We start from the raw sequence: 20,530 nt of genomic DNA on the forward strand, positions 1-20,530 counted from the left end.
ACCGACATGCTCGATTCCAAACTGTTACGTAGCAACCTTCAGGACGTAGCGGACCGCCTGGCATCCCGTGGCTTTGCCTTGGATGTTGCGCGCATCGAAGCGCTGGAAGAACAGCGCAAGACCGTCCAGACCCGCACCGAAGCACTGCAGGCTGAGCGTAATGCGCGTTCCAAATCCATCGGTCAGGCCAAGCAGCGCGGCGAAGACATCGCGCCGTTGATGGCGGACGTCGAGCGCATGGGCACCGAGCTGTCCGACGGCAAAGTCGAACTGGACAAGATTCAAGGCGAGCTGGATTCAATCCTGCTAGGCATTCCGAACCTGCCGCACGAGTCGGTGCCGGTCGGTGCGGACGAAGAGGGGAACGTCGAAGTGCGCCGCTGGGGCACGCCGAAGGCCTTTGATTTCGAGATCAAGGACCACGTCGCCCTGGGCGAACTCAGCGGTGGCCTGGATTTCGAAACCGCCGCCAAGCTGTCCGGCGCGCGCTTTGCCTTGCTGCGTGGTCCGATTGCCCGCCTGCATCGCGCCCTGGCGCAGTTCATGATCAACCTGCACACCGGCGAACACGGTTACGAAGAGGCTTACACGCCGTACCTGGTTCAGGCCCCGGCCCTGCAGGGTACCGGCCAGTTGCCGAAGTTCGAGGAAGACCTGTTCAAGATCAGCCGCGATGGCGAAGCCGACCTGTACCTGATCCCGACCGCCGAAGTGTCGCTGACCAACATCGTGGCCGGCGAGATCCTCGACGCCAAGCAGCTGCCGCTCAAGCTCGTCGCCCACACGCCATGCTTCCGCAGTGAAGCCGGTGCCTCCGGGCGCGACACTCGCGGCATGATCCGCCAGCACCAGTTCGACAAAGTCGAGATGGTGCAAGTGGTCGAGCCGTCGACCTCCATGGAGGCCCTCGAAGGCCTGACCGCCAACGCCGAACGCGTGCTGCAACTGCTGGAACTGCCGTACCGCGTGCTGGCACTGTGTACGGGTGACATGGGTTTCAGCGCCGTGAAAACCTACGACCTCGAAGTGTGGGTGCCGAGCCAGGACAAATACCGCGAGATCTCGTCGTGCTCCAACTGCGGTGATTTCCAGGCGCGTCGCATGCAGGCGCGTTTCCGCAACCCGGAAACCGGCAAGCCGGAACTGGTGCACACCCTCAACGGTTCGGGCCTGGCCGTAGGCCGTACCCTGGTGGCCGTGCTAGAAAACTACCAGCAGGCCGACGGTTCGATCCGTGTGCCGGACGTGCTCAAGCCTTACATGGCGGGCATCGAGGTCATCGGCTAAATGGAATTTCTGCCGCTGTTCCATAACCTGCGCGGCAGTCGTGTGTTGGTCGTCGGCGGCGGGGAGATTGCCTTGCGCAAGTCCCGGCTGTTGGCCGACGCTGGCGCGCTGCTGCGGGTGGTTGCTCCCCAGATCGAAAACCAGTTGCGTGAACTGGTGCAGGGCAGTGGCGGGGAACTGATCGTGCGCGGTTATCAGGAGGCCGACCTCGACGGTTGCACCCTGATCATCGCCGCTACGGACGACGAACCGCTGAACGCGCAAGTGTCCAGCGATGCCAAACGCCGTTGCGTGCCGGTCAATGTGGTGGATGCGCCGGCCCTGTGCAGCGTGATCTTCCCGGCGATTGTCGACCGTTCGCCGTTGGTGATCGCGGTGTCCAGCGGCGGCGATGCGCCGGTGCTGGCACGCTTGATCCGGGCCAAGCTGGAAACCTGGATTCCGTCCACGTATGGCCAACTGGCCGGGCTGGCGGCGCGCTTTCGAGCCCAGGTCAAAGGGTTGTACCCGGATGTGCAGCAACGCCGCGCGTTCTGGGAAGAAGTCTTTCAGGGCCCGATTGCCGATCGGCAACTGGCCGGGCAGGGCGATGAAGCCGAGCGTCTGTTGATTGAAAAGGTCAACGGCGCACCGCCGAATGCGCCGGGCGAAGTCTACCTGGTTGGCGCCGGCCCCGGCGATCCGGACCTATTGACCTTCCGCGCCTTGCGTCTGATGCAGCAGGCCGATGTGGTGCTCTACGACCGCCTGGTGGCGCCAGCGATTCTTGAACTGTGCCGGCGTGACGCCGAGCGCGTGTACGTGGGCAAGCGGCGTGCTGACCACACCGTGCCTCAGGACCAGATCAACCAGCAACTGGTCGACCTGGCCAAGCAAGGCAAGCGTGTGCTGCGTCTCAAGGGTGGCGATCCGTTCATCTTTGGCCGTGGCGGCGAAGAGATCGAAGAACTGGCGGCCCATGGCATTCCGTTCCAGGTGGTGCCGGGCATCACGGCGGCCAGCGGTTGCGCGGCGTATGCCGGGATTCCGCTGACTCACCGCGACTATGCGCAATCGGTACGCTTTATCACCGGGCACTTGAAGAACGGCACCTCGGACCTGCCTTGGAGTGATCTGGTGGGCCCGTCGCAGACCCTGGTGTTCTACATGGGCTTGATCGGTTTGCCGATCATCTGCGAACAGTTGATCAAGCATGGACGTTCGGCGGACACCCCGGCGGCCTTGATCCAGCAGGGCACCACGTCCAACCAGCGCGTGTTCACCGGTACCTTGGCCGACTTGCCGCGCATGGTGGCGGAGCATGAAGTGCATGCGCCGACGCTGGTGATCGTCGGTGAGGTGGTAGTGCTGCGCGAGAAACTCAAATGGTTTGAAGGCGCCCAGGCCCAAGTCTGAGCCTAAATGCATCGGGGGCAAGCCCCCTCCCACATTGGAATGCATTCCAAAAAGTGGGAGGGGGCTTGCCCCCGATAAGGCCATTTGATCCAACCAGTCCTCCGGATTAGCTCCAGACACCCTTACCGCTCAACCGCCCACGATCATGCGGGGCATCAAACACCTGCAACGGCCCCTTGGGCACAATCCCCGTCGGATTGATGGTGCGGTGGCTGGCATAGTAATGCCCCTTGATGTGCTCAAAGTCGACCGTCTCGGCCACTCCCGGCCATTGATACATCTCCCGCAACCAGTTCGACAAATTCGGATAATCCGCAATCCGGCGCAGGTTGCATTTGAAGTGGCTGTAATACACTGCATCAAAGCGAATCAGCGTGGTGAACAGCCGCACATCAGCCTCGGTCAGGTATTCACCGGCCAGGTAGCGATGCTCGCCGAGGTGCTGTTCCTGGTGGTCAAGTTCGGCAAACAGATCATCGAACGCACGTTCATACGCCTGCTGCGAGGTGGCGAAACCTGCGCGGTACACGCCGTTGTTCACGGCGGGGTAGATGCGCTCGTTCAACGCGTCGATGCTCGGGCGCAGAGCCTCGGGGTAGAAGTCCAGGGTGTTGCCGGTCAGCCCGTTGAACGCGCTGTTGAACATGCGGATGATCTCCGCTGATTCATTGCTGACGATGCGCTTGAGGTGTTTGTCCCACAGCACCGGCACCGTGACACGCCCGGTGTAGTCGGCCGTGTCGGCGGTGTAGCGCTGGTGCATGAAGTTGAAGCCATCGAGCGTGTCGCCGCTGGAGCCGTGGGCCTTGTCGAAGGTCCAGCCGTTTTCCAGCATCAGCCAACTGACCACGGACACGTCGATCAGACCTTCGAGGCCTTTGAGTTTGCGCAGGATCAGTGTGCGATGGGCCCATGGGCAGGCGAGCGACACATACAGGTGGTAGCGACCGGCTTCGGCCTTGAAGCCACCTTCGCCGCTGGGGCCGGGCTGGCCGTCAGCGGTCACCCAGTGGCGGCGTTGTGCCTGTTCCCGCTGGAAAGCGCCATCCGCGCTACTTTCGTACCACTGGTCGTGCCAGCGTCCTTCGATCAGCAAACCCATGACTGGCTCCTTGGCTAATAAGCGTTAGAGCCCAGTCTAAAGGGATGAGTTCGAACTAAAAGCGCAAAAACTGCGGTGCAATGATCGATTAAATCGATTTATCCCGCGCGTCCCAGTAGTGCTGGGCCAGTTCGAACGCTTGCTCTCGCGGATGACCCAGGCCGCGCAAGGCCAGGGCCATGGTGGCGATCAAGGCCAGTTGCGGGTAGCTGTCCTCGACGTCGCCGCGCCACAGCGCTTTCAACTGCTCGGGCTCCAGGCTGGCCGGTTTGACATGACGCTGGGCGGAGAGGGCGGGCCATTCTTCGTCCCAACTTTCGCCGCCGGTGGTGCCGTAGAGGTGGCTGATGGTGTCGGGGTTGATCTCGATCTCACCGCCATCGCCCTTGACCACAATCACATTGTCACCGAGCAGGCCGCTGGCATCGCGGTGTACACCCTGGTAACCGGGGTGGAAGATGCTTTGCAGGCCGCAGCGGGCATTCAGTGGGTTGAGCAGGCGTGCCAGGGAGTGGATCGGCGAGCGCAGGCCCAGGGTGTTGCGCAGATCGATCATGCGTTGCAGTTGCGGTGCCCAGTCGCCCAGCGGGATAAACGCCAGGTTGCCGTGCTCGAAGGCCGTCTCGACCTGCTGCCAATTGCGGCACAACGGGATCTGCAGGCCTTCCAGCAATTGCTCGGTGTACAACCGGCCAGCGGTGTGGGCGCCGCCGCCGTGCAGGAGGATGCGCACACCGTTCTGCGCCAGGCACTTGGCGGCCAGCAGGAACCACGGCAGGTGGCGCTTTTTGCCGGCGTAGGTCGGCCAGTCGACATCCACCTTCAGCGCCGGCGCGTGCAGGCGCTCGCGCAGCGCTTCGGTGAAGCCGGCGAGTTCTTCCGGGCTTTCTTCCTTGTGGCGCAGCAGCATGAGGAAGGCGCCGAGCTGGGTGTCTTCGACTTTCTCGTCAAGCAGCATGCCCATGGCTTCGCGGGCTTCTTCGCGGGTCAGGTTGCGCGCGCCGCGCTTGCCTTTGCCCAGGATGCGCACGAACGGCGCAAACGGGTGCTCGGCGGGGGTTTCAAGGGTCAGCGGGGCAAAATCGGTCATAAGCAATTCGTCGGCCTGGGCAGGCCCGCCAGCTTGGCGGCGAGTTTGGCGGGAGTGCCGTTGAACAGTTTATTGAGGTGCAGGCTGTTGCCCTTGTCCGTGCCCAGCTTCAAGGCGGTGTACTTGATCAGCGGGCGCGTGGCGGGGGACAGCTGGAATTCTTGATAGAACTGGCGCAGCAGCTCGAGGATTTCCCAGTGCGCCGGGGTCAACTCGAGGGCTTCGGCGGCGGCCAGGGCGTTGGCCACGTCGACCGACCACTCGTTCAGGTTGACGAGGTAGCCGTCCTTGTCCAGTTCGAGGGCGTGCGCGCCCACGGTCAGGGTGTTCATAGCCAGGTGTTGACCTTGTCGTAGTCGATCGACAGTTGCACGAAACCCGGGTAATCCACGCAGTCGGCCCAGTCGGGCAGCGGCAGGTTGCGCGCCAGGCTGTCTTCGGCCAGCACAAACACCTTCACGCCCTTGAGTTGCAGGGCCGGGTGATGCAGCCCATAGGCGCCGTCGCCACAGAGCAGGATCGCATCGTCGCTGCCGCAGATGCGCAGGCAACTGTCGAGGCGGCTATCGGTAAACGGGGAGTGGGACACCACATGTAAAGTCGACATCAGAGGGTTATCACCTGGTCGTAACGGTCAATCAACTGGGAGATCTGTTCGTTGTTCAGCGGCTGTGCATTGACGGGGTGCGTCAGCCCGCGCGCGGCCAGGCTGTGCTCGCAGGCAAACACCGCGTCGATACCGAACAGCCCCAGTGCCTGCAGGTTGGCGCCGAGGTCTTTTTGCTGCACGGCCTTGGCGTCCTGGTGCGGTGCCAGTTGGAACACGCCGTCATCCAGAAACAGCAGGCCGATGGGCAGATCGAACGCGCCGCCGGCCAACACGATATCCAGCGCTTCCCGCGCGCTCGGCCCGGACCACGGTGCCTGGCGGCTGATCACCAGCAAGGATTTGGACATGTCACGGCCCTCCAAAACAGATCAAGCGGTCGGCGGTCTGGCTCGCGTCGTGCAATTGCCCAAGGCCCGACAGCTCCCATGGCGCATCCACGTTCACCGCGCTGCGTTGGTAGCGTGCGGCTTCTTCACGGTTGAGCACACCACGGCGCAGGGCGGCGGCGATGCAGACCACGGCGTCCAACTGTTGTGCGCTGACAAACTCACGCCATTGGCGGGCGATGTCTTGCTCATCCTGTGGCGCAACGATGGTGTTGGAGGCGCTGTAGACGCCATCCTGATAAAAAAACAGCCGCACAATCTCATGCCCGCCGGCCAGCGCCGCCTGGGCGAACAGCAAGGCGCGACGCGAGGAGGGCGCATGGGCGGCGGAAAACACTGCTATCGCGAATTTCATGGAACACCCTGCAAGCAAACGTGGGCCAATGATAAGGCCGCCGTCAGGAAAAAGCCCGCCGTGATCAAAACGGTCACGTCCGATGATCGTTCTGACGATTGCCCTGGGCGCTGAAGGCTGACTACGCTGTCGTCAGTCGAATCGGAAACGGAGTCTCCATGTCAGGTCCCTTGGCGTCCCTTAAAGTACTGGATTTTTCCACCTTGCTGCCCGGTCCGTTCGCTTCGCTGATGCTAGCGGACATGGGCGCCGAGGTGCTGCGCATCGAATCGCCCACGCGCATGGACCTGCTACGCGTGCTGCCGCCCCATGATCAGGGCACCTCGGCGAGCCATGCTTACCTCAATCGCAATAAGCGCAGTCTCGCCCTGGATCTGAAGCAGGCCGAGGCGCTGGAGATTGTGCGCGAGCTGGTCAAGGGCTACGACATCGTGCTCGAGCAGTTTCGCCCGGGGGTGATGGAGCGCCTGGGCCTGGGGTATGCGGCGTTGAAGGCGATCAACCCGCGGCTGATTTATGTGTCGATCACCGGGTACGGTCAGACCGGCCCCTACAAGGATCGCGCCGGGCACGACATCAACTATCTGGCGTTGGCCGGAATAGCCAGCCATACCGGGCGTCAGGACAGCGGGCCGCTGCCCTTGGGCGTGCAATTGGCAGATGTCGCCGGCGGTTCGCTGCACGCGGTGGTGGGCCTGCTCGCGGCGGTGATTGCGCGACAACAGAGCGGCGTCGGCCAATACCTGGATGTGAGCATGACCGACTGCTCGTTCAGCTTGAATGCCATGGCCGGCGCTGGATACCTGGCCTGTGGCGTGGAGCCCGGTTGGGAGACCCATGTGCTCAATGGCGGCAGTTTCTACGATTATTACCGCTCCCGTGATGGGCGCTGGATGTCGGTGGGCAGTCTGGAGCCGGCGTTTATGCAGCAATTGTGTGCAACGTTGGGACGACCGGAGTTGGCGGCACAAGGCTTGTCGCCCAAGCCTGCGCAGCAAAAGGCGCTCAAGCAGGCGCTGCAGGTTGAGTTCGAGAAGCGCAGTTTTGAGGAACTGTGCGAGTTGTTTGCCGGGGTGGATGCGTGCGTGGAACCGGTGTTGAGTCTGAGCGAAGGCGTGGAGCATCCGCAGTTGAAGGCGCGGGAGTTGGTCGCCCAGGTGCCTCGGGCCGACGGCTCGACCCAGGCGCAAATGGCTTGCCCGCTTAAGTTCTCCGAGGGGTTGCCAGCGCCCCGGCATATTGGGGTCGCTGTGGGCGCACACAGTGATGAAGTGCTGATGGAGTTGGGCTTGAGCCCACAGCGCATCAGCGAACTGCGCAGCGCCAAGGTGATTGTGTAGTGACTGGGCGGGCGCTATCGGGAGCAAGCCCCCGATGAGGCGCTTACAGGCACCGCACCTTTCACTCGACGCGGGTTTCCCCGGTAAACACCAACGTCTGCCGACAGCGCCTGCACAGATAACGCCGCCCCTGCCTCACCAGCCCATGGCGCTGTGACGAAAACGGGAAGTCGCTGTCGGCACACGGGCAGCGGTAGATATAGCGGGTCACCTGGCGGCGCTTGATTTCATAGGTGTGGCAACGGTCCGGCGGCAGTTCATACACGCCTCGCATGATCAGTTGCCATTCTTCGCCATGGGGCTGGATGCGTTCGCCAAACAATTGGTGGGCGATCAGGTGCGCCACTTCATGGGCCACGGTCTGTTTCAGGAAGTGTTGGCTGTTTTCTCGGTACAACTGTGGGTTGAAGCGCAGCAGGTTCTCGTGCAAATGCGCGACACCGGCCTTCTGGCCCCGCAGCTTGAGGCTGACCTGAGGGCGTTTGAAGTTTCGTTTGAAAAAGGATTCGGCTAGCAGGAAACAATCTTCGACGCGGGTATTGAGTTGCTCAGGCATGCTGTACCTATCTCCAGAGGCGCTCAGTATGCCGCAAAGGCGGGTGTTTCCGAATCGGTCAGGCGCCGAATGGTCGTGCATGACGCACAAAGCCACCTTGCGGTGGCCTTGCCTGCTGGGTGAAACCGCTTAGTTGGTATAGATCGGGCCAACGCCCAAGCCCCAGACGATCACCGTAAACGCCATGATTGCCACCAGCACGACCAGGCCCACGGCCAACACCGAGCTGGAAAACAGGAAGCCCTCGTCCGGATCGATGCTCATGAACGTCGGTAACCCCACATACAGCAGGTACACCGTGTAACAGATCGCCGCCGTGCCGACGACCATCCCCAGCCACATGTGCGGGTAGAGCGCCGCCAGCCCGCCGATAAACAGCGGTGTGGCGGTGTAGGTGGCAAAGGCGACACAACGCGCCATGCTGGGGCTGGCGTCGTAGGTGCGCGCCATCCAGTGAATGAAGGCGCCCATGACCGCTACGCCGCCGAGCATCGCCACGTAAGACATGAGGGTCATCCACAAGGCGCTTTCCTGGGTCAGCATGACCGGGGAGCGGTTGCCGATGACCCAGCCGACCTGGGTGGTGCCGATAAAGGCTGATACGGCGGGGATCGCCGCAAGAATCAAGGTGTGTGTGAGGTACATGTGGCCGACGCTTTCTTCTTTATCGCCACGAATTTCCCGCCATTCCTGGTCGGGATGGGTAAAAAGCCCCACGACGTGATGGATCATGCCAGTCACTCCTGTCGTTATTACCATCGCCCCCCATCGGAGCGCCCACGGGCCAGATGGCCTGAAAGGTCTGGATAGTTATGTGCGACCTCAAGTCGCAGTATAGGAAGTGATGACCGGAAAAACCGTAGGGCTTTAGAGCAAATTGCGCTGTAAACAGCGGGCTTAATCGCGGCGCGGTCTGTAGGTTGGCAATGCAGTCAAGTGTGGGAGGGGGCTTGCTCCCGATGGCAGTCTGTCACTAACAAATGGGTGGCTGACACCCCGCTATCGGGAGCAAGCCCCCTCCCACATTGGAACTTGGTCAACCTTACCGGTAAAATACCGCGCTTTTCGTCACACACCTCTAGCGGATCCAAGCGCCATGGGCACTCTTACGGTCAACCAGAACAAACTGCAAAAACGCCTGCGTCGCCTGGCCGGTGAAGCGGTCGCCGACTTCAACATGATCGAGGACGGCGACAAAGTCATGGTCTGCCTCTCCGGCGGCAAAGACAGCTACACCCTGCTCGACGTGCTGCTGCACCTGCAAAAGGTCGCGCCGATCAAGTTCGAGATCGTCGCCGTCAACATGGACCAGAAACAACCGGGCTTCCCCGAAGAGGTGCTGCCGGCCTACCTCAAGGCACTGGGCATCGAGTACCACATCGTTGAAAAAGACACCTATTCGGTGGTCAAGGAACTGATCCCGGAGGGCAAGACCACCTGCTCGCTGTGTTCGCGCCTGCGCCGTGGCACGCTCTACACGTTTGCCGATGAGATCGGTGCGACCAAGATGGCCCTGGGGCATCACCGCGACGATATCGTCGAGACGTTCTTCCTCAATATGTTCTTCAACGGCTCCCTCAAGGCCATGCCGCCCAAGCTGCGCGCCGATGACGGACGCAACGTGGTGATTCGCCCGCTGGCGTATTGCAACGAGAAGGACATCCAGGCCTACTCCGATTTCAAGCAATTCCCGATCATCCCGTGCAACCTGTGCGGCTCCCAGGAAAACCTGCAGCGCCAGGTGGTCAAGGAGATGCTCCAGGACTGGGAACGCAAGACCCCGGGGCGGACCGAGAGTATCTTCCGCAGCTTGCAGAACGTGATCCCATCGCAGTTAGCCGACCGTAACCTGTTCGACTTCACCAGCCTGCGTATCGACGAGAGCGCCGCTTCGCGCTTCGTCAACGTAGTGAACCTCTGACGCTTTTCAACGCTCTGAACGACGGCGCTCACAGGCGCCGTTTTCATTTCAATCCCCAGGAGAGGGCATGCGCGATTACAAATGGCTGCACGAATATTGTCTGAACCGCTTCGGTTCGGCGGCCGAGCTGGAAGCCCACCTGCCTGTCCCCAACACCCCGGCGCAATTACGCCAGATCAGTGATGATCGTTACCTGTCGACCCTGGCGCTGCGGGTTTTTCGCGCCGGGCTCAAGCACAGCGTGGTGGATGCCAAATGGCCCGCGTTCGAGCAGGTGTTCTTTGGCTTCGACCCGGAAAAAGTCGTGCTGATGGGCGCCGAGCACCTGGAGCGCTTGATGCAGGACACGCGCATCATCCGCCACTTGGGCAAGCTCAAGAGCGTGCCGCGCAACGCGCAGATGATCCTCGACATCGCCCAGGAGAAGGGCAGTTTCGGCGCGTTTATCGCCGATTGGCCGGTGACCGACATCGTCGGGTTGTGGAAATACTTGAGCAAGCACGGTCATCAGTTGGGCGGGCTGTCGGCGCCGCGCTTTCTGCGCATGGTGGGCAAGGATACGTTCGTGCCGAGCGATGACGTGGTCGCGGCACTGCATGCGCAGAAGATCGTCGACAAGGCCCCCACCAGCCTGCGCGACCTGGCGACGGTGCAGGGGGCGTTCAACCAGTGGCATGCCGAGAGTGGGCGGCCGATGTGCCAGTTGTCGATGATGCTGGCGTATACGGTCAATCATTGAAACCGAGGTGACGCCATCGCGGGCAAGCCCACTCCCACAAGCACAAGGAACTGCATTCCAAGCGTGGGGCTTGCTCGCGCTGACGGCGGGTCAGGCTGGCTGACCCTCGCCCGCCAAGCGCCGATCCAACTGGAACCGCCAGCGCACATACAGCAGCGCCGTACAGAACAGCGCCAGGCTCGCGAGCATTTCCAGCACACCGAACCACTGGCGGTTCGGGTCATAGGCCGCCAGCGCGCCCTTGATGAAATACAGGTTCACCACAAAGCACATCCACGAGTGTCCGCGCGCGCTGCCGCTCACCATCCCCGGCGCCAGCACCAGCAGCGGCACCAACTCGATCAGCAGGATCACCCACGGGCGTGCGCCGTGCAGGTCGGCGATGAACAGGTAATACACGCAGAGCAGACCGACCAGGCCGAAAAACGCCAGCAGGCTCAGCGCGCGTGCGACTTTGACCCGCGGCGCCAGCCAGGCCTGGGGTGGCAGGATTTTAGGTTTTTTGGCCACGGCCGTTCTCCAGCAGCACAGCGGTTTTCGCCAGGCGCAGGCCAAGGGCCTTGCACAGGGCGATTTCATGTTGATCCAGCAGGCGCTTGCCGTCGGGCCCGGCATGGTGGCTGGCGCCGTAAGGCGTGCCGCCACCCTGGGTGTCCAGCAGTGCTTGTTCGCTGTAAGGCAGGCCGGTGATCAGCATGCCGTGGTGCAGCAGCGGCAGCAGCATCGACATCAGCGTGGTTTCCTGGCCGCCGTGCAGGCTGGCGGTGGAGGTAAATACCCCGGCCGGTTTGCCGACCAGGGCGCCGGTCAGCCAGAGGTTACTGGTGCCGTCGATAAAGTACTTCAACGGCGCGGCCATATTGCCGAAGCGGGTCGGGCTGCCCAGGGCCAGGCCTGAACAGTTCTTCAAATCATCCAGGCTGGCATACAGCGCGCCTTCGGCCGGAATGCTCGGCGCTACGGCTTCGCACTCGGCGGAGATCGCCGGCACGGTGCGCAGGCGTGCTTCCATCCCGCCTTGTTCGATACCTCGGGCAATGTGCCGGGCCATTTCGCTGACCGAGCCGTTGCGGCTGTAATACAACACCAGCACATACGGCGTACTCACGGCAGGATCTCCAGCACGTTCTCCGGCGGCCGGCCGATGATGGCTTTGTCGCTGGTTTCGAGGATCGGACGTTCCATCAACTTGGGGTGCTCGGCGATGGCGGCGATCAACTGTGTTTCGCTGAGCGTCGCGTCATCCAGGTTGAGGGTTTTGTATTCCTCTTCGCCGGTGCGCAGTAGTTGGCGTGCGCTGAGCCCCAGTTTGGTCAGCAGGGCTTTCAATTGCGCGGCATTCAGCGGGGTTTCCAGGTAGCGCACCACCGTCGGGGCGAGGCCGCGAGCTTCCAGCAGTTCGAGCGCTCCGCGGGATTTCGAGCAGCGCGGGTTGTGATAAAGCGTCAGATCGGTCATGTGCGGGTCGCATCTTGCGTAAGGTGGCGGGTATTCTACCTGCGCTGCGCCCGGTCCTTAAACCGTAAGAGGCGATCAGCCGCAGCCAACGTTCATTTTTGCGAAGGATTACCCCATGACAAGGCGACTGATCGGTGCATTGGCGATCATCACAACCCTGCTGCTCAGCGGCTGCGGTAATGACTACGGCGTTGACCAATATGGCCAGAAAGTAGCGGCCGAGCGCTTGGACAAGCAATGGCTGGTGGTCAACTACTGGGCGGAATGGTGTGGCCCTTGTCGCACGGAAATTCCTGAGCTCAACGCCTTGTCGGAACAGTTGAAAGGGCAGAACGTCGGCGTGTTCGGAGTCAATTTCGACAATGTGCAGGGCGCAGAACTGAAGGACGCCAGCGACAAGCTGGGCATCAAGTTCACCGTGCTGGCACAGAACCCGGACGGGATCTTTGATATTCCACGCAGCGAAGCGTTGCCGGTGACTTACATCATCGATGACAAGGGCAAGGTGCGTGAGCAGTTGATGGGCGAGCAGACGGCGCAAGGCGTGCTGGCCAAACTCAAGGCCCTGCGCGGTTGAATATGTAGGAGGGGCTTGCTCCCGATGGCGGTGTGTCAGTCGATACACGAGCTGACTGATAGGTCGTCATCGGGAGCAAGCCCCCTCCCACAGTTAGATCACATTGAGCCTGCGGGCTTCGCTATCAGCCTTCTTCAAGCCACAGGCGAATGGGTTTGCCTTCGGCAGGCCAGAAACGGGTCTGCTCGATCGGCGAGATGTCCCAGCGCTCAACGCCTTGCAGGGCTTGGAAGAAGCGGTGTTCCTGCTCCATCAGGGCGTCGGCGCAGAGTTTGCGGGTGCTGCCGATCTTGCCGAAGCTGAGTTTTTCGCCCTCCACGGTGTACGGTGCAAACCAGTGGTTGCACCCGCCGTTGCCGTAGGCGCGACCATCGGCGCCCAGGGTGACACTCAGGTGCGCGTAATCCATCAGCGGCCGCTCACCGATCCATTCCACCACGTAGCTGTGATCCTGCTTGAGCTTTACCGCATCACCGGCGCAGCCCATCAGGCCGGCACCGACGGCGGCCAGCAGAAGCAGGCCCTTCATTGCGCGGCCTTCTGGCATTTCGGGCAGCGGTGCTTGGCGCCTTCGCTGGCCCAGCCCAATTCGGCAATGCGCGCATTGGCGGCCGGTTGCAGCGGTTCCTTGGTCAGCTTGGTCTCCACCGCGAATTCAAACTCCAGCACGGCCTCGCAGCTGTCGCAGTTGACGTTCCAGGTGTGAATCTCCAGTTCGCCGAACTTCGGCCCTTGGGCCATGGCGACCCATTGGCCCGCCGGGCGGATGGAGTAGCGCGCGTCACCTTCGACGGTGAGGCGCATCGACAGGGTTTTACTGCCGCGCAGGGTGACGATCAGTACGTCGCCATGCTTGATCGAACCACCGTTGCCGGTGACCTGGTAACGGCCCGGCACCAGAGCGCGGCATTCGATCAGGGTGTGTTGCGGGCTCAGCAAGCTGAAGCGGAAATCGTGTTCGGCCATGGTTCCTCCAAATAGGCGCGGCATCCTAGCACGCGCGCCTGCGGATCATGCGCCTGGTATGTGACCGCTGATCATCCGTCGACACGATTCTGCGCACGGCCATCGGCCCAGGCCGCGATATTGGCCAGGGTGGTGTCGGCGATCGCCGCCAGGGCCTCGCGCGTGAGGAATGCCTGGTGCGCGGTGACGATCACGTTGGGGAACGTCAGCAGGCGCGCGAGCACATCGTCTTGCAGGGGCAGGTCGGAACGGTCCTCGAAAAACAGCTGGGCTTCTTCTTCGTACACATCCAGCCCCAGGTAGCCGAGTTGGCCGTCCTTGAGCGCTTCGATCAGCGCGGGGGTGTCCACCAGGCCACCGCGCCCGGTGTTGATCAGCATCGCGCCGGGTTGCATCTGCGCCAGGGAGCGCGCATTGATCAGGTGCTTGCTGTCGGCGGTGAGCGGGCAGTGCAGGCTGATGATCTGCGCCTCGGCCAGCAGTTCGGGCAGGCTCACATAGCGAGCGCCGAGAGCCTGGACCAGCGGGTTGGGAAACGGGTCGTAGGCCAGCAGGTGGCAGCCAAAGCCGGCCATGATCTTGGCGAAGGTGGCGCCGATCTGCCCGGTGCCGACCACGCCGACGGTCTTGCCGACGAGGTCAAAGCCGGTCAGGCCGTGCAGGCTGAAATCGCCCTCGCGGGTGCGGTTGTAGGCGCGATGCAGGCGCCGGTTCAGGGCGAGAATCAGCGCCACGGCGTGTTCGGCGATGGCATGCGGCGAATAGGCGGGCACCCGCACGATGGTCAGGCCCAGGCGCTTGGCGGCGGCGAGGTCGACATGGTTGTAACCGGCCGAGCGCAGTGCGATCAAGCGGGTGCCGCCCTTGGCCAGGTGCTCGAGCACGGGCGCGCTGAGGTCATCGTTGATAAACGCGCAGACCGCTTCGTGATGTTCGGCCAGGGCCACGGTGTCGAGGGTGAGCCGTGCGGGCTGGAATTGCAGTTCCAGGCCGGGCGGTAGCGGCACGCCGAGAAAACTGTCGCGGTCGTAGGTCTGGCTGCTGAAAAGAATGACGCGCATTAAAATGCTCCCTGCAATCTACGTTTTGGTAACGCGAACCCTGTGGGAGCGAACGCGCCCGCTCCCACAGGGTTCGCCTCCATAAAAAGTGTTAGGCGCTGACCCGCGCTTCACTGGCCAACCGGGCAATGGCCATGTCCAGCTCGTCCAGCGCGGCCATGGCCTTGGCGTCGTCCTGCTTGAGCAGGGTTTCGGCGCGTTGGCAGGCGGCGCGCAGTTGCGGCACGCCGCAGTAACGGGTGGCGCCGTGCAGGCGATGGACGCGTTCGATCAAGGCGTGGTTGTCATTGGCTTCGCGCGCGAGGGTAATCGCCAGGCGGTCGGCTTCCAGGGAGGCGAGCAACATCGCGAGCATGTCCGCCGCCAGGTCAGCCTTGCCCGCGGCCAGCCGCAGGCCTTCCTCGTGGTCCAGCACCAGCAATCGCACGCCTGGGCCGAGGCCTTCGGTCGGGCGCTCCGGCCCTTGGTTGCGCAGGGCCAGGCCGGTCCACTTCAACACCACCTGGGCCAATTGCCGCTCGCTGATGGGTTTGGTCAGGTAGTCGTCCATGCCGCTTTGCAGCAGCGCACGCTTTTCGTTGGCCATGGCGTGGGCGGTGAGGGCCACCACCGGCAGCGGCGTGCCGTGGCGCTCGCTTTCCCACTGGCGAATCGCCTCGGTACTTTGGCGCCCGTCAATGCCCGGCATCTGCACGTCCATCAGCACCAGGTCGAAGGTTTCCTGCTTGACTGCCTCGATGGCCGCGTAACCGCTTTCCACTGCCTGGACTTTGGCGCCCATGTCTTCCAGCAGGGTTTGCACCAGTAATAGGTTGGCCGGGTTGTCATCCACACAGAGCACGCGGGGCGCGCGGCTGGAGAGTGGCTCGCCCGGCTCGGAGCGAGAGGGGCGCGGGCTGATCAGGTCGGCCAGGGCGCGGCGCAGCTTGCGCGTACACGCGGGCTTGGCCTGCAACTGACTGTTGGGGTTGGGCACGGACTGGTTGAACAGCATTTGCTCGGTGGTCGGGCACAGCACCAGTACCTTGCAGCCCAGGTGTTCGAGGTCCCACAGATGCTGGTTGAGGCGCTCGGGCGGGATGTCATTGGCGGTGACGCCGAGTACCGCCAGGTCGATCGCCTGTTCGGTCTGGTGCGCGCTGGTGATGCCGTTGGTCAGGCTTTCCAGGGTATTGAACGGCGTGACTTCCAGGCCGCAGTCTTCGAGTTGGTGCTGCAAGGCCTGGCGCGCCAGTTCGTGGTTTTCCAGCACGGCCACGCGGCGGCCGAGCAGCGGCGCAGAGGGCAGGTCTTCGACGTCGTCGCGGGTCTTGGGCAGGTTCAGGCTGATCCAGAACTCCGAGCCTTCGCCCGGTGTGCTGTCGACGCCGATTTCGCCGCCCATCTGTTCGATCAAGCGCTTGGAAATCACCAGGCCCAGGCCGGTGCCGCCCGGTTGGCGCGACAGCGAATTGTCGGCCTGGCTGAACGCCTGGAACAGCGTGCGCACGTCCTGGCTGGACAGGCCGATGCCGGTGTCTTGCACACTGATGCGCAGTTGCACGCTGTCTTCCTGTTCATCCTCGATCATCGCGCGGGCCACGATGGTGCCTTCGCGGGTGAACTTGATCGCATTGCTGATCAGGTTGGTCAGAATCTGCTTGAGGCGCAGCGGGTCACCCACCAATGCCAGCGGTGTGTCGCGGTACACCAGGCTCACCAGTTCTAGCTGTTTGGCATGGGCGGCGGGGGCGAGGATGGTCAGGGTGTCTTGCAGCAAGTCCCGCAGGTTGAAGGGCACGCTGTCGAGTACCAGCTTGCCGGCTTCGATCTTCGAGAAGTCGAGGATCTCGTTGATGATGCCCAGCAGGTTATCGGCGGACTTTTCGATGGTGCCCAGGTAATCCAACTGGCGCGGCGTCAGCTCGCTTTTTTGCAGCAGGTGGGTGAAACCGAGGATGCCGTTGAGCGGCGTGCGGATTTCGTGGCTCATATTGGCCAGGAACTCCGACTTGATGCGGCTGGCCTCCAGGGCTTCCTTGCGCGCCAGGTCCAGCTCGATGTTCTGGATTTCGATGGTTTCCAGGTTCTGGCGCACGTCTTCGGTGGCCTGGTCGATGCTGTGCTGCAGTTCTTCCCGGGCGTTCTGCAGGGTCTCGGCCATGCGGTTGATGCCCGAGGCGAGTTGATCCAGTTCCTGGCTGCCCAGCGCAGGCAAGCGGGTTTCCAGGTTGCCGTCCTTGAGTTGGGCCACGGCTTGCTTGATCTGGCCGATCGGCGAATTGATGGTGCGGCTGATACGCAGGGCCAGGGCCGCCGTGCAGATCAGGCCGATGGCGATCAACAGCAGGCTGGCGAACAGGCTGCGGTAACCGCGCAGCAACATGCCGTTGTGGGACAGTTCCACCTCGACCCAACCGAGCAGGCGGTCGGCTTCATCGGGGATCAGCTCGCCGGCAAGGTTGCGATGGCGCCCAAACACCGGCAGCAGGTAGCGGGTGGCATCGTTGCCGGTGCGCTGCAACAGGTGTGAGCTGTTACCCGCCGGCGGCGGGTTGAGCATGGTCGGGCCGGCGTGGGCCATGGACGAGCGGTCCGGTGCGAGGAAAGAAACGGCGCGCACGTCCGGTTGTTCCAGAGATTGGGTGGCGATGCGTTCCAGCAGGTCGGTGTTCTTGCTGCTCAGGGCGGGAGCCGCCAACGGGGCCAACTGCTCGGCGATCATTTCGCCGCGTTGCAGCAACTGGGACTGCAACTCCGAGAGCTGCATCCAGGTGAAATAGCCCCCCAGCAATAAGGCCATCAGGCTGGTCGGTAATAAGGTCAGCAACAGTACGCGGCCTTTTATCCCCATTCTTGTAAGCACGCCACTCTCCTGCAACCACGTTGTTATCAATCGTCCGTGCAGGCATCCGGCCCGCGTCACCCGCGCAGTGTAGCCATTTGCGCGGTCTGGAATCTTGCAAATTAATCACGGATGGCAATCTACGAGCCATTTGGCACGACGTGGCGATTGCCTGGCGGAGGGGAATCTTGAATAATCAGTGATTGAGAATTACTTGCAGACGCTAATGAATCCCGCAGCAATTGGCCTACCCAGTATCCTGACCATCGAAGATGACCCCGTGCTGGGCGCCTATATCCATGAGCATCTGGGGCGCTGTGGCTTCCAGGTCACGTGGTGCCAGAACGGTCAGCAAGGCCTGAAAATGGCCCGCGAGCAAGCCTTCGACGTGGTGTTGATGGACATTCTGCTACCTGGGTTGGATGGGCTGGAGATCCTCACGCACCTGCGCCAGAGCCATTCGGTGCCGGTGATCCTGGTGTCGGCCCTGGGCGCCGAAGCCGATCGCGTGAACGGCTTTCGCCTGGGCGCGGACGATTACCTGCCCAAGCCGTTCAGCATGGTCGAGTTGCGGGTGCGTATCGAAGCCATCCTGCGCCGGGTGGCCCTGGATCGCCGCCCGCTGGCGAGTTTGCCGCCCGTGCGCGACGACGCCCGTAGCCTGCGCTTTGACGACGAACTGTCCGACGTCTTCTACCAGCGACACTGGGCCGGCTTGACCCGCAGCGAGTACCGCCTGCTGCACACCTTGCACAGCAGCGGCGAGGAAGTGCTGAGCAAGGCCTTCCTTTATCAGCATGTGCTGCAGCGCGGTTATGCGCCGCATGACCGCAGCCTCGACATGCATATCAGCCAGACTCGCCGCAAACTCAAAGCCATCGGCTACAGCGAGCGTGAAGTGTGCACGGTGTGGGGCAAGGGCTATGTGCTGAGCGGTCACGATGACGGCCTTTGAAGGGGGCTTGAAACGGCTGCCGGGTAAACACTCGTTATTCTGGAAACTGGCCTGCCTGCTGATTGCCTTCTGTTTGTTGATGATCTGGCTCAGTTGGTCCTGGGGTCGGTACATGGAGCAGCAGAACGCCTACCTGTCCGAAACCTCTCGCGAGATTCTCAGCGGTTATGCGGCGGGAGCGGAGTTGGCCTGGAGGACCCAGGACAGTGCCGGCGTGGACGCCTGGCTGCAACTGATGGCGGCGCGTGAAAGCATCTGGATCGGCGTGATCGGCAACGACCTGCAGTCCCTTGGCAGCACGCCGTTGACCGACAAGGAAAGTCAGCGCCTGACCTTCCTGCGTGGCCTGGACTGGCCGGTCAGCCGCCACGTCAAAGGCCTGCCATGGTTGAAAATCCCGTTTCCCCTGGACCCCAGCGTCGGCTCGCTGGTGATCGAGTTGCCCCAGCGCTTTATGCCGGGACGTTACCAACTGTTTTGGCGGGTGGTGACCAATGGCGTGATTCCCGGTCTGTTTACCCTGTTGTTGTGCATCGGCCTCTATCGGCTGCTGATCGTGCCGCTGAACCAGCTGCGCGAGCAGGCCAATGCCTGGCGTGTCGACCAATTGAACACACGGCTGTCCTACGCAGCCACCAGTCGTCAGGATGAATTGGGCGAGCTGGGTCGGGCATTTGACCATATGTCCGAGCGTTTGCAGGGCACGGTGGTGTTGCAGCAACAGTTGTTGCGGGACATGTCCCATGAACTGCGCACCCCTCTGAGCCGTTTGCGCGTGGCTTGTGACAGCGAGCAGGATCTGGCGCAACTGCGTGAACGGTTGGGGCGAGAGATCGACGCGATGCAGCGCCTGGTGGAGGACAGTCTTCAATTGGCCTGGCTGGATACCGAACGGACGCCGCTGCCTGTCGAAGATATTCAGGTTCAGGCGCTCTGGGACATGCTCAAGGAAAACGCCTGTTTCGAAAGCGATTGGCCAGCCTCGCGGCTGCCATGCTTGCTGGGGCAAGACTGTTGGGTACGCGGCAATCTGAACGCATCGGCCCAGGCCTTGGAAAATATCCTGCGCAACGCCATACGGCATTCACCGGTGGACGGTGTCGTCAGCCTGGATGGGCGCCGTGATGGCGAATACTGGCACCTGTGGCTGGAGGATCAGGGCGGGGGCATTGATGAGCGCGACCTAGAACGGATCTTCGCGCCGTTTACCCGTTTGGATGGCTCACGACCTGGCGACGGCGGCTTCGGGCTAGGGTTGAGCATCGCGCGCAATGCGGTGCAGCGTCAGGACGGTAGCCTGTGGGCGGAAAATACCGGCCAAGGCTTGCGTGTGCATGTGCGTTTGCTGGCAGCCTAGGGCTCAAGCGCGACGCTGTTTGCGTTTTTTCCATTGGTGCGCGACCCACCAGCGCCAGTACCCCATGGTCAGGCAATAAGCCAGCGTGCCCAGCACCGCGCCCAGTACCACCGAGCCGAGCAGGAACGGCTGCCACAGCGTGCTCAACTGCCCGCTGATCCACTCCCAGGTCAGGTCGTGAGGCAGGCTGCGCGGTGGCACATTCATCAGCCAGGCGCCAGTCATGTAGGTACACAGAAATACCACCGGCATGGTGATCGGGTTGGTCAACCACACCAGGCTGATGGCAATCGGCATATTGCCACGCACTGTGATTGCCAGCACTGCCGCCAATAGCATCTGCAAGGGGATCGGGATAAAGGCCGCGAACAGGCCCACCGCCATGGCGCGTGCCACCGAGTGCCGATTCAGGTGCCAGAGGTTCGGGTCATGCAACAAAGTGCCAAGAAACTGTAATGACTTGTGTTCCCTGATACTCGTGGGGTCGGGCATGTACCGTTTGAATAAGCGCCGGGGCATAAGGGGTCCAGGTCAGATCGAGGGGCAAGTAT

General features: G+C 62.3%; 24 protein-coding genes. 8 read left to right on the forward strand and 16 right to left on the reverse strand.

Annotated features, from left to right (window positions below; genetic code table 11):
• Positions 1-6: 6 nt before the first annotated feature.
• Both serS and cysG read left to right on the forward strand, forming a co-directional pair.
• A complete protein-coding gene (serS, locus tag P3S72_RS12260; RefSeq protein WP_276197533.1) occupies positions 7-1,287 on the forward strand; it encodes a serine--tRNA ligase in 1,281 nt (426 codons plus the stop codon).
• Positions 1,288-2,682: a siroheme synthase CysG gene (gene cysG / locus P3S72_RS12265; protein ID WP_276197534.1), complete on the forward strand. Its 1,395-nt coding sequence runs from the start codon at positions 1,288-1,290 to the stop codon at positions 2,680-2,682.
• Positions 2,683-2,788: 106 nt separating this feature from the next.
• Here the strand turns inward: cysG and P3S72_RS12270 are convergent, their stop codons facing one another.
• The 6 genes from P3S72_RS12270 to tusD form a co-directional block, all read right to left on the reverse strand.
• The gene (locus P3S72_RS12270) at positions 2,789-3,784 is read right to left on the reverse strand and encodes a glutathione S-transferase family protein (protein WP_276197535.1); all 996 of its coding nucleotides are present in this window, start codon (positions 3,782-3,784) and stop codon (positions 2,789-2,791) included.
• Between the two features lie 88 nt (positions 3,785-3,872).
• Positions 3,873-4,874, reverse strand: a complete 1,002-nt coding sequence (locus P3S72_RS12275; RefSeq protein ID WP_276197536.1) for a glycosyl transferase family protein — start codon at positions 4,872-4,874, stop codon at positions 3,873-3,875.
• Entirely contained in the window at positions 4,871-5,206 is a 336-nt protein-coding gene (locus P3S72_RS12280) for a TusE/DsrC/DsvC family sulfur relay protein (protein WP_276197537.1), read from the reverse strand. The genes P3S72_RS12275 and P3S72_RS12280 overlap by 4 nt, the downstream gene beginning before the upstream one ends.
• A complete protein-coding gene (gene tusB, locus P3S72_RS12285; protein WP_253396735.1) occupies positions 5,203-5,481 on the reverse strand; it encodes a sulfurtransferase complex subunit TusB in 279 nt (92 codons plus the stop codon). Before tusB ends, P3S72_RS12280 begins: the two co-directional genes overlap by 4 nt.
• Positions 5,481-5,831 (reverse strand): sulfurtransferase complex subunit TusC, encoded by a 351-nt coding sequence (tusC, locus tag P3S72_RS12290; RefSeq protein WP_276197538.1) that lies wholly within the window; start codon positions 5,829-5,831, stop codon positions 5,481-5,483. Before tusC ends, tusB begins: the two co-directional genes overlap by 1 nt.
• Before the next feature lies 1 nt (position 5,832).
• On the reverse strand, positions 5,833-6,225 hold the full coding sequence (tusD, locus tag P3S72_RS12295; protein WP_276197539.1) for a sulfurtransferase complex subunit TusD: 393 nt from the start codon (positions 6,223-6,225) through the stop codon (positions 5,833-5,835).
• Positions 6,226-6,383: 158 nt separating this feature from the next.
• Here tusD and P3S72_RS12300 point away from each other — a divergent pair, with 158 nt between their 5' ends.
• Entirely contained in the window at positions 6,384-7,565 is a 1,182-nt protein-coding gene (locus P3S72_RS12300) for a CaiB/BaiF CoA-transferase family protein (RefSeq protein ID WP_276197540.1), read from the forward strand.
• Positions 7,566-7,626: 61 nt separating this feature from the next.
• Here the strand turns inward: P3S72_RS12300 and P3S72_RS12305 are convergent, their stop codons facing one another.
• Both P3S72_RS12305 and P3S72_RS12310 read right to left on the reverse strand, forming a co-directional pair.
• A complete protein-coding gene (locus tag P3S72_RS12305) occupies positions 7,627-8,121 on the reverse strand; it encodes a SprT family zinc-dependent metalloprotease (protein WP_247405138.1) in 495 nt (164 codons plus the stop codon).
• A gap of 129 nt (positions 8,122-8,250) precedes the next feature.
• A complete protein-coding gene (locus P3S72_RS12310) occupies positions 8,251-8,853 on the reverse strand; it encodes a Yip1 family protein (protein WP_276197541.1) in 603 nt (200 codons plus the stop codon).
• Positions 8,854-9,217: 364 nt separating this feature from the next.
• On the opposite strand from P3S72_RS12310, the gene ttcA reads away from it, so the two are divergent.
• Together ttcA and P3S72_RS12320 are read left to right on the forward strand one after the other, a co-directional pair.
• Positions 9,218-10,042 carry a tRNA 2-thiocytidine(32) synthetase TtcA gene (gene ttcA / locus P3S72_RS12315; protein ID WP_276197542.1) on the forward strand — a complete coding sequence of 275 codons (825 nt, stop codon included), beginning with the start codon at positions 9,218-9,220 and terminating at the stop codon, positions 10,040-10,042.
• Positions 10,043-10,109: 67 nt separating this feature from the next.
• The gene (locus P3S72_RS12320) at positions 10,110-10,781 is read left to right on the forward strand and encodes a DNA-3-methyladenine glycosylase I (protein ID WP_276197543.1); all 672 of its coding nucleotides are present in this window, start codon (positions 10,110-10,112) and stop codon (positions 10,779-10,781) included.
• 90 nt (positions 10,782-10,871) lie between these two features.
• On the opposite strand, the gene P3S72_RS12325 is transcribed toward P3S72_RS12320, so the two are convergent.
• The 3 genes from P3S72_RS12325 to arsC are packed head-to-tail and all read right to left on the reverse strand — an operon-like array spanning position 10,872 to position 12,239.
• Positions 10,872-11,291, reverse strand: a complete 420-nt coding sequence (locus P3S72_RS12325; RefSeq protein WP_276197544.1) for a DUF2069 domain-containing protein — start codon at positions 11,289-11,291, stop codon at positions 10,872-10,874.
• Entirely contained in the window at positions 11,275-11,889 is a 615-nt protein-coding gene (wrbA, locus tag P3S72_RS12330; RefSeq protein WP_276197545.1) for an NAD(P)H:quinone oxidoreductase, read from the reverse strand. Before wrbA ends, P3S72_RS12325 begins: the two co-directional genes overlap by 17 nt.
• Positions 11,886-12,239, reverse strand: coding sequence for an arsenate reductase (glutaredoxin) (gene arsC, locus P3S72_RS12335; RefSeq protein ID WP_247405158.1), 354 nt, complete (start codon positions 12,237-12,239; stop codon positions 11,886-11,888). Before arsC ends, wrbA begins: the two co-directional genes overlap by 4 nt.
• A 115-nt stretch (positions 12,240-12,354) precedes the next feature.
• Between arsC and P3S72_RS12340 the strand changes: the two genes are divergently transcribed.
• Positions 12,355-12,816 (forward strand): TlpA disulfide reductase family protein, encoded by a 462-nt coding sequence (locus P3S72_RS12340; protein WP_247405160.1) that lies wholly within the window; start codon positions 12,355-12,357, stop codon positions 12,814-12,816.
• A 124-nt stretch (positions 12,817-12,940) separates the two neighbouring features.
• On the opposite strand, the gene P3S72_RS12345 is transcribed toward P3S72_RS12340, so the two are convergent.
• From P3S72_RS12345 to P3S72_RS12360, 4 genes are all read right to left on the reverse strand, one after another.
• Positions 12,941-13,345, reverse strand: coding sequence for an META domain-containing protein (locus tag P3S72_RS12345; protein ID WP_276197546.1), 405 nt, complete (start codon positions 13,343-13,345; stop codon positions 12,941-12,943).
• Positions 13,342-13,782 (reverse strand): hypothetical protein, encoded by a 441-nt coding sequence (locus P3S72_RS12350; protein ID WP_169881558.1) that lies wholly within the window; start codon positions 13,780-13,782, stop codon positions 13,342-13,344. The genes P3S72_RS12345 and P3S72_RS12350 overlap by 4 nt, the downstream gene beginning before the upstream one ends.
• 71 nt (positions 13,783-13,853) lie before the next feature.
• Positions 13,854-14,843, reverse strand: a complete 990-nt coding sequence (locus P3S72_RS12355) for a 2-hydroxyacid dehydrogenase (RefSeq protein WP_247405166.1) — start codon at positions 14,841-14,843, stop codon at positions 13,854-13,856.
• A 91-nt stretch (positions 14,844-14,934) separates the two neighbouring features.
• Positions 14,935-17,688 carry a response regulator gene (locus P3S72_RS12360; RefSeq protein ID WP_276197547.1) on the reverse strand — a complete coding sequence of 918 codons (2,754 nt, stop codon included), beginning with the start codon at positions 17,686-17,688 and terminating at the stop codon, positions 14,935-14,937.
• 205 nt (positions 17,689-17,893) lie between these two features.
• On the opposite strand from P3S72_RS12360, the gene P3S72_RS12365 reads away from it, so the two are divergent.
• Entirely contained in the window at positions 17,894-18,622 is a 729-nt protein-coding gene (locus P3S72_RS12365) for a response regulator transcription factor (RefSeq protein ID WP_276197548.1), read from the forward strand.
• Positions 18,609-19,979, forward strand: coding sequence for a sensor histidine kinase (locus tag P3S72_RS12370; RefSeq protein WP_276197549.1), 1,371 nt, complete (start codon positions 18,609-18,611; stop codon positions 19,977-19,979). The genes P3S72_RS12365 and P3S72_RS12370 overlap by 14 nt, the downstream gene beginning before the upstream one ends.
• 3 nt (positions 19,980-19,982) lie before the next feature.
• On the opposite strand, the gene P3S72_RS12375 is transcribed toward P3S72_RS12370, so the two are convergent.
• The gene (locus tag P3S72_RS12375) at positions 19,983-20,498 is read right to left on the reverse strand and encodes a DUF2062 domain-containing protein (protein ID WP_276197550.1); all 516 of its coding nucleotides are present in this window, start codon (positions 20,496-20,498) and stop codon (positions 19,983-19,985) included.
• Between the last annotated feature and the right edge of the window lie 32 nt (positions 20,499-20,530).

The sequence above is a fragment of the Pseudomonas sp. D3 genome (genome assembly GCF_029320995.1).
GTDB classification, from domain to species: Bacteria; Pseudomonadota; Gammaproteobacteria; order Pseudomonadales; family Pseudomonadaceae; genus Aquipseudomonas; species Aquipseudomonas paraveronii.

Bases quoted from the DNA above. Each gene is read 5' to 3' on its own strand.
- serS (WP_276197533.1), top strand. From the start codon at position 7: ATGCTCGATTCCAAACTGTTACGTAGCAACCTTCAGGACGTAGCGGAC.
- cysG (WP_276197534.1), top strand. From the start codon at position 1,288: ATGGAATTTCTGCCGCTGTTCCATAACCTGCGCGGCAGTCGTGTGTTG.
- P3S72_RS12270 (WP_276197535.1), bottom strand. From the start codon at position 3,784: ATGGGTTTGCTGATCGAAGGACGCTGGCACGACCAGTGGTACGAAAGT.
- P3S72_RS12275 (WP_276197536.1), bottom strand. From the start codon at position 4,874: ATGACCGATTTTGCCCCGCTGACCCTTGAAACCCCCGCCGAGCACCCG.
- P3S72_RS12280 (WP_276197537.1), bottom strand. From the start codon at position 5,206: ATGAACACCCTGACCGTGGGCGCGCACGCCCTCGAACTGGACAAGGAC.
- tusB (WP_253396735.1), bottom strand. From the start codon at position 5,481: ATGTCGACTTTACATGTGGTGTCCCACTCCCCGTTTACCGATAGCCGC.
- tusC (WP_276197538.1), bottom strand. From the start codon at position 5,831: ATGTCCAAATCCTTGCTGGTGATCAGCCGCCAGGCACCGTGGTCCGGG.
- tusD (WP_276197539.1), bottom strand. From the start codon at position 6,225: ATGAAATTCGCGATAGCAGTGTTTTCCGCCGCCCATGCGCCCTCCTCG.
- P3S72_RS12300 (WP_276197540.1), top strand. From the start codon at position 6,384: ATGTCAGGTCCCTTGGCGTCCCTTAAAGTACTGGATTTTTCCACCTTG.
- P3S72_RS12305 (WP_247405138.1), bottom strand. From the start codon at position 8,121: ATGCCTGAGCAACTCAATACCCGCGTCGAAGATTGTTTCCTGCTAGCC.
- P3S72_RS12310 (WP_276197541.1), bottom strand. From the start codon at position 8,853: ATGATCCATCACGTCGTGGGGCTTTTTACCCATCCCGACCAGGAATGG.
- ttcA (WP_276197542.1), top strand. From the start codon at position 9,218: ATGGGCACTCTTACGGTCAACCAGAACAAACTGCAAAAACGCCTGCGT.
- P3S72_RS12320 (WP_276197543.1), top strand. From the start codon at position 10,110: ATGCGCGATTACAAATGGCTGCACGAATATTGTCTGAACCGCTTCGGT.
- arsC (WP_247405158.1), bottom strand. From the start codon at position 12,239: ATGACCGATCTGACGCTTTATCACAACCCGCGCTGCTCGAAATCCCGC.
- P3S72_RS12340 (WP_247405160.1), top strand. From the start codon at position 12,355: ATGACAAGGCGACTGATCGGTGCATTGGCGATCATCACAACCCTGCTG.
- P3S72_RS12345 (WP_276197546.1), bottom strand. From the start codon at position 13,345: ATGAAGGGCCTGCTTCTGCTGGCCGCCGTCGGTGCCGGCCTGATGGGC.
- P3S72_RS12350 (WP_169881558.1), bottom strand. From the start codon at position 13,782: ATGGCCGAACACGATTTCCGCTTCAGCTTGCTGAGCCCGCAACACACC.
- P3S72_RS12355 (WP_247405166.1), bottom strand. From the start codon at position 14,843: ATGCGCGTCATTCTTTTCAGCAGCCAGACCTACGACCGCGACAGTTTT.
- P3S72_RS12365 (WP_276197548.1), top strand. From the start codon at position 17,894: ATGAATCCCGCAGCAATTGGCCTACCCAGTATCCTGACCATCGAAGAT.
- P3S72_RS12370 (WP_276197549.1), top strand. From the start codon at position 18,609: ATGACGGCCTTTGAAGGGGGCTTGAAACGGCTGCCGGGTAAACACTCG.
- P3S72_RS12375 (WP_276197550.1), bottom strand. From the start codon at position 20,498: ATGCCCCGGCGCTTATTCAAACGGTACATGCCCGACCCCACGAGTATC.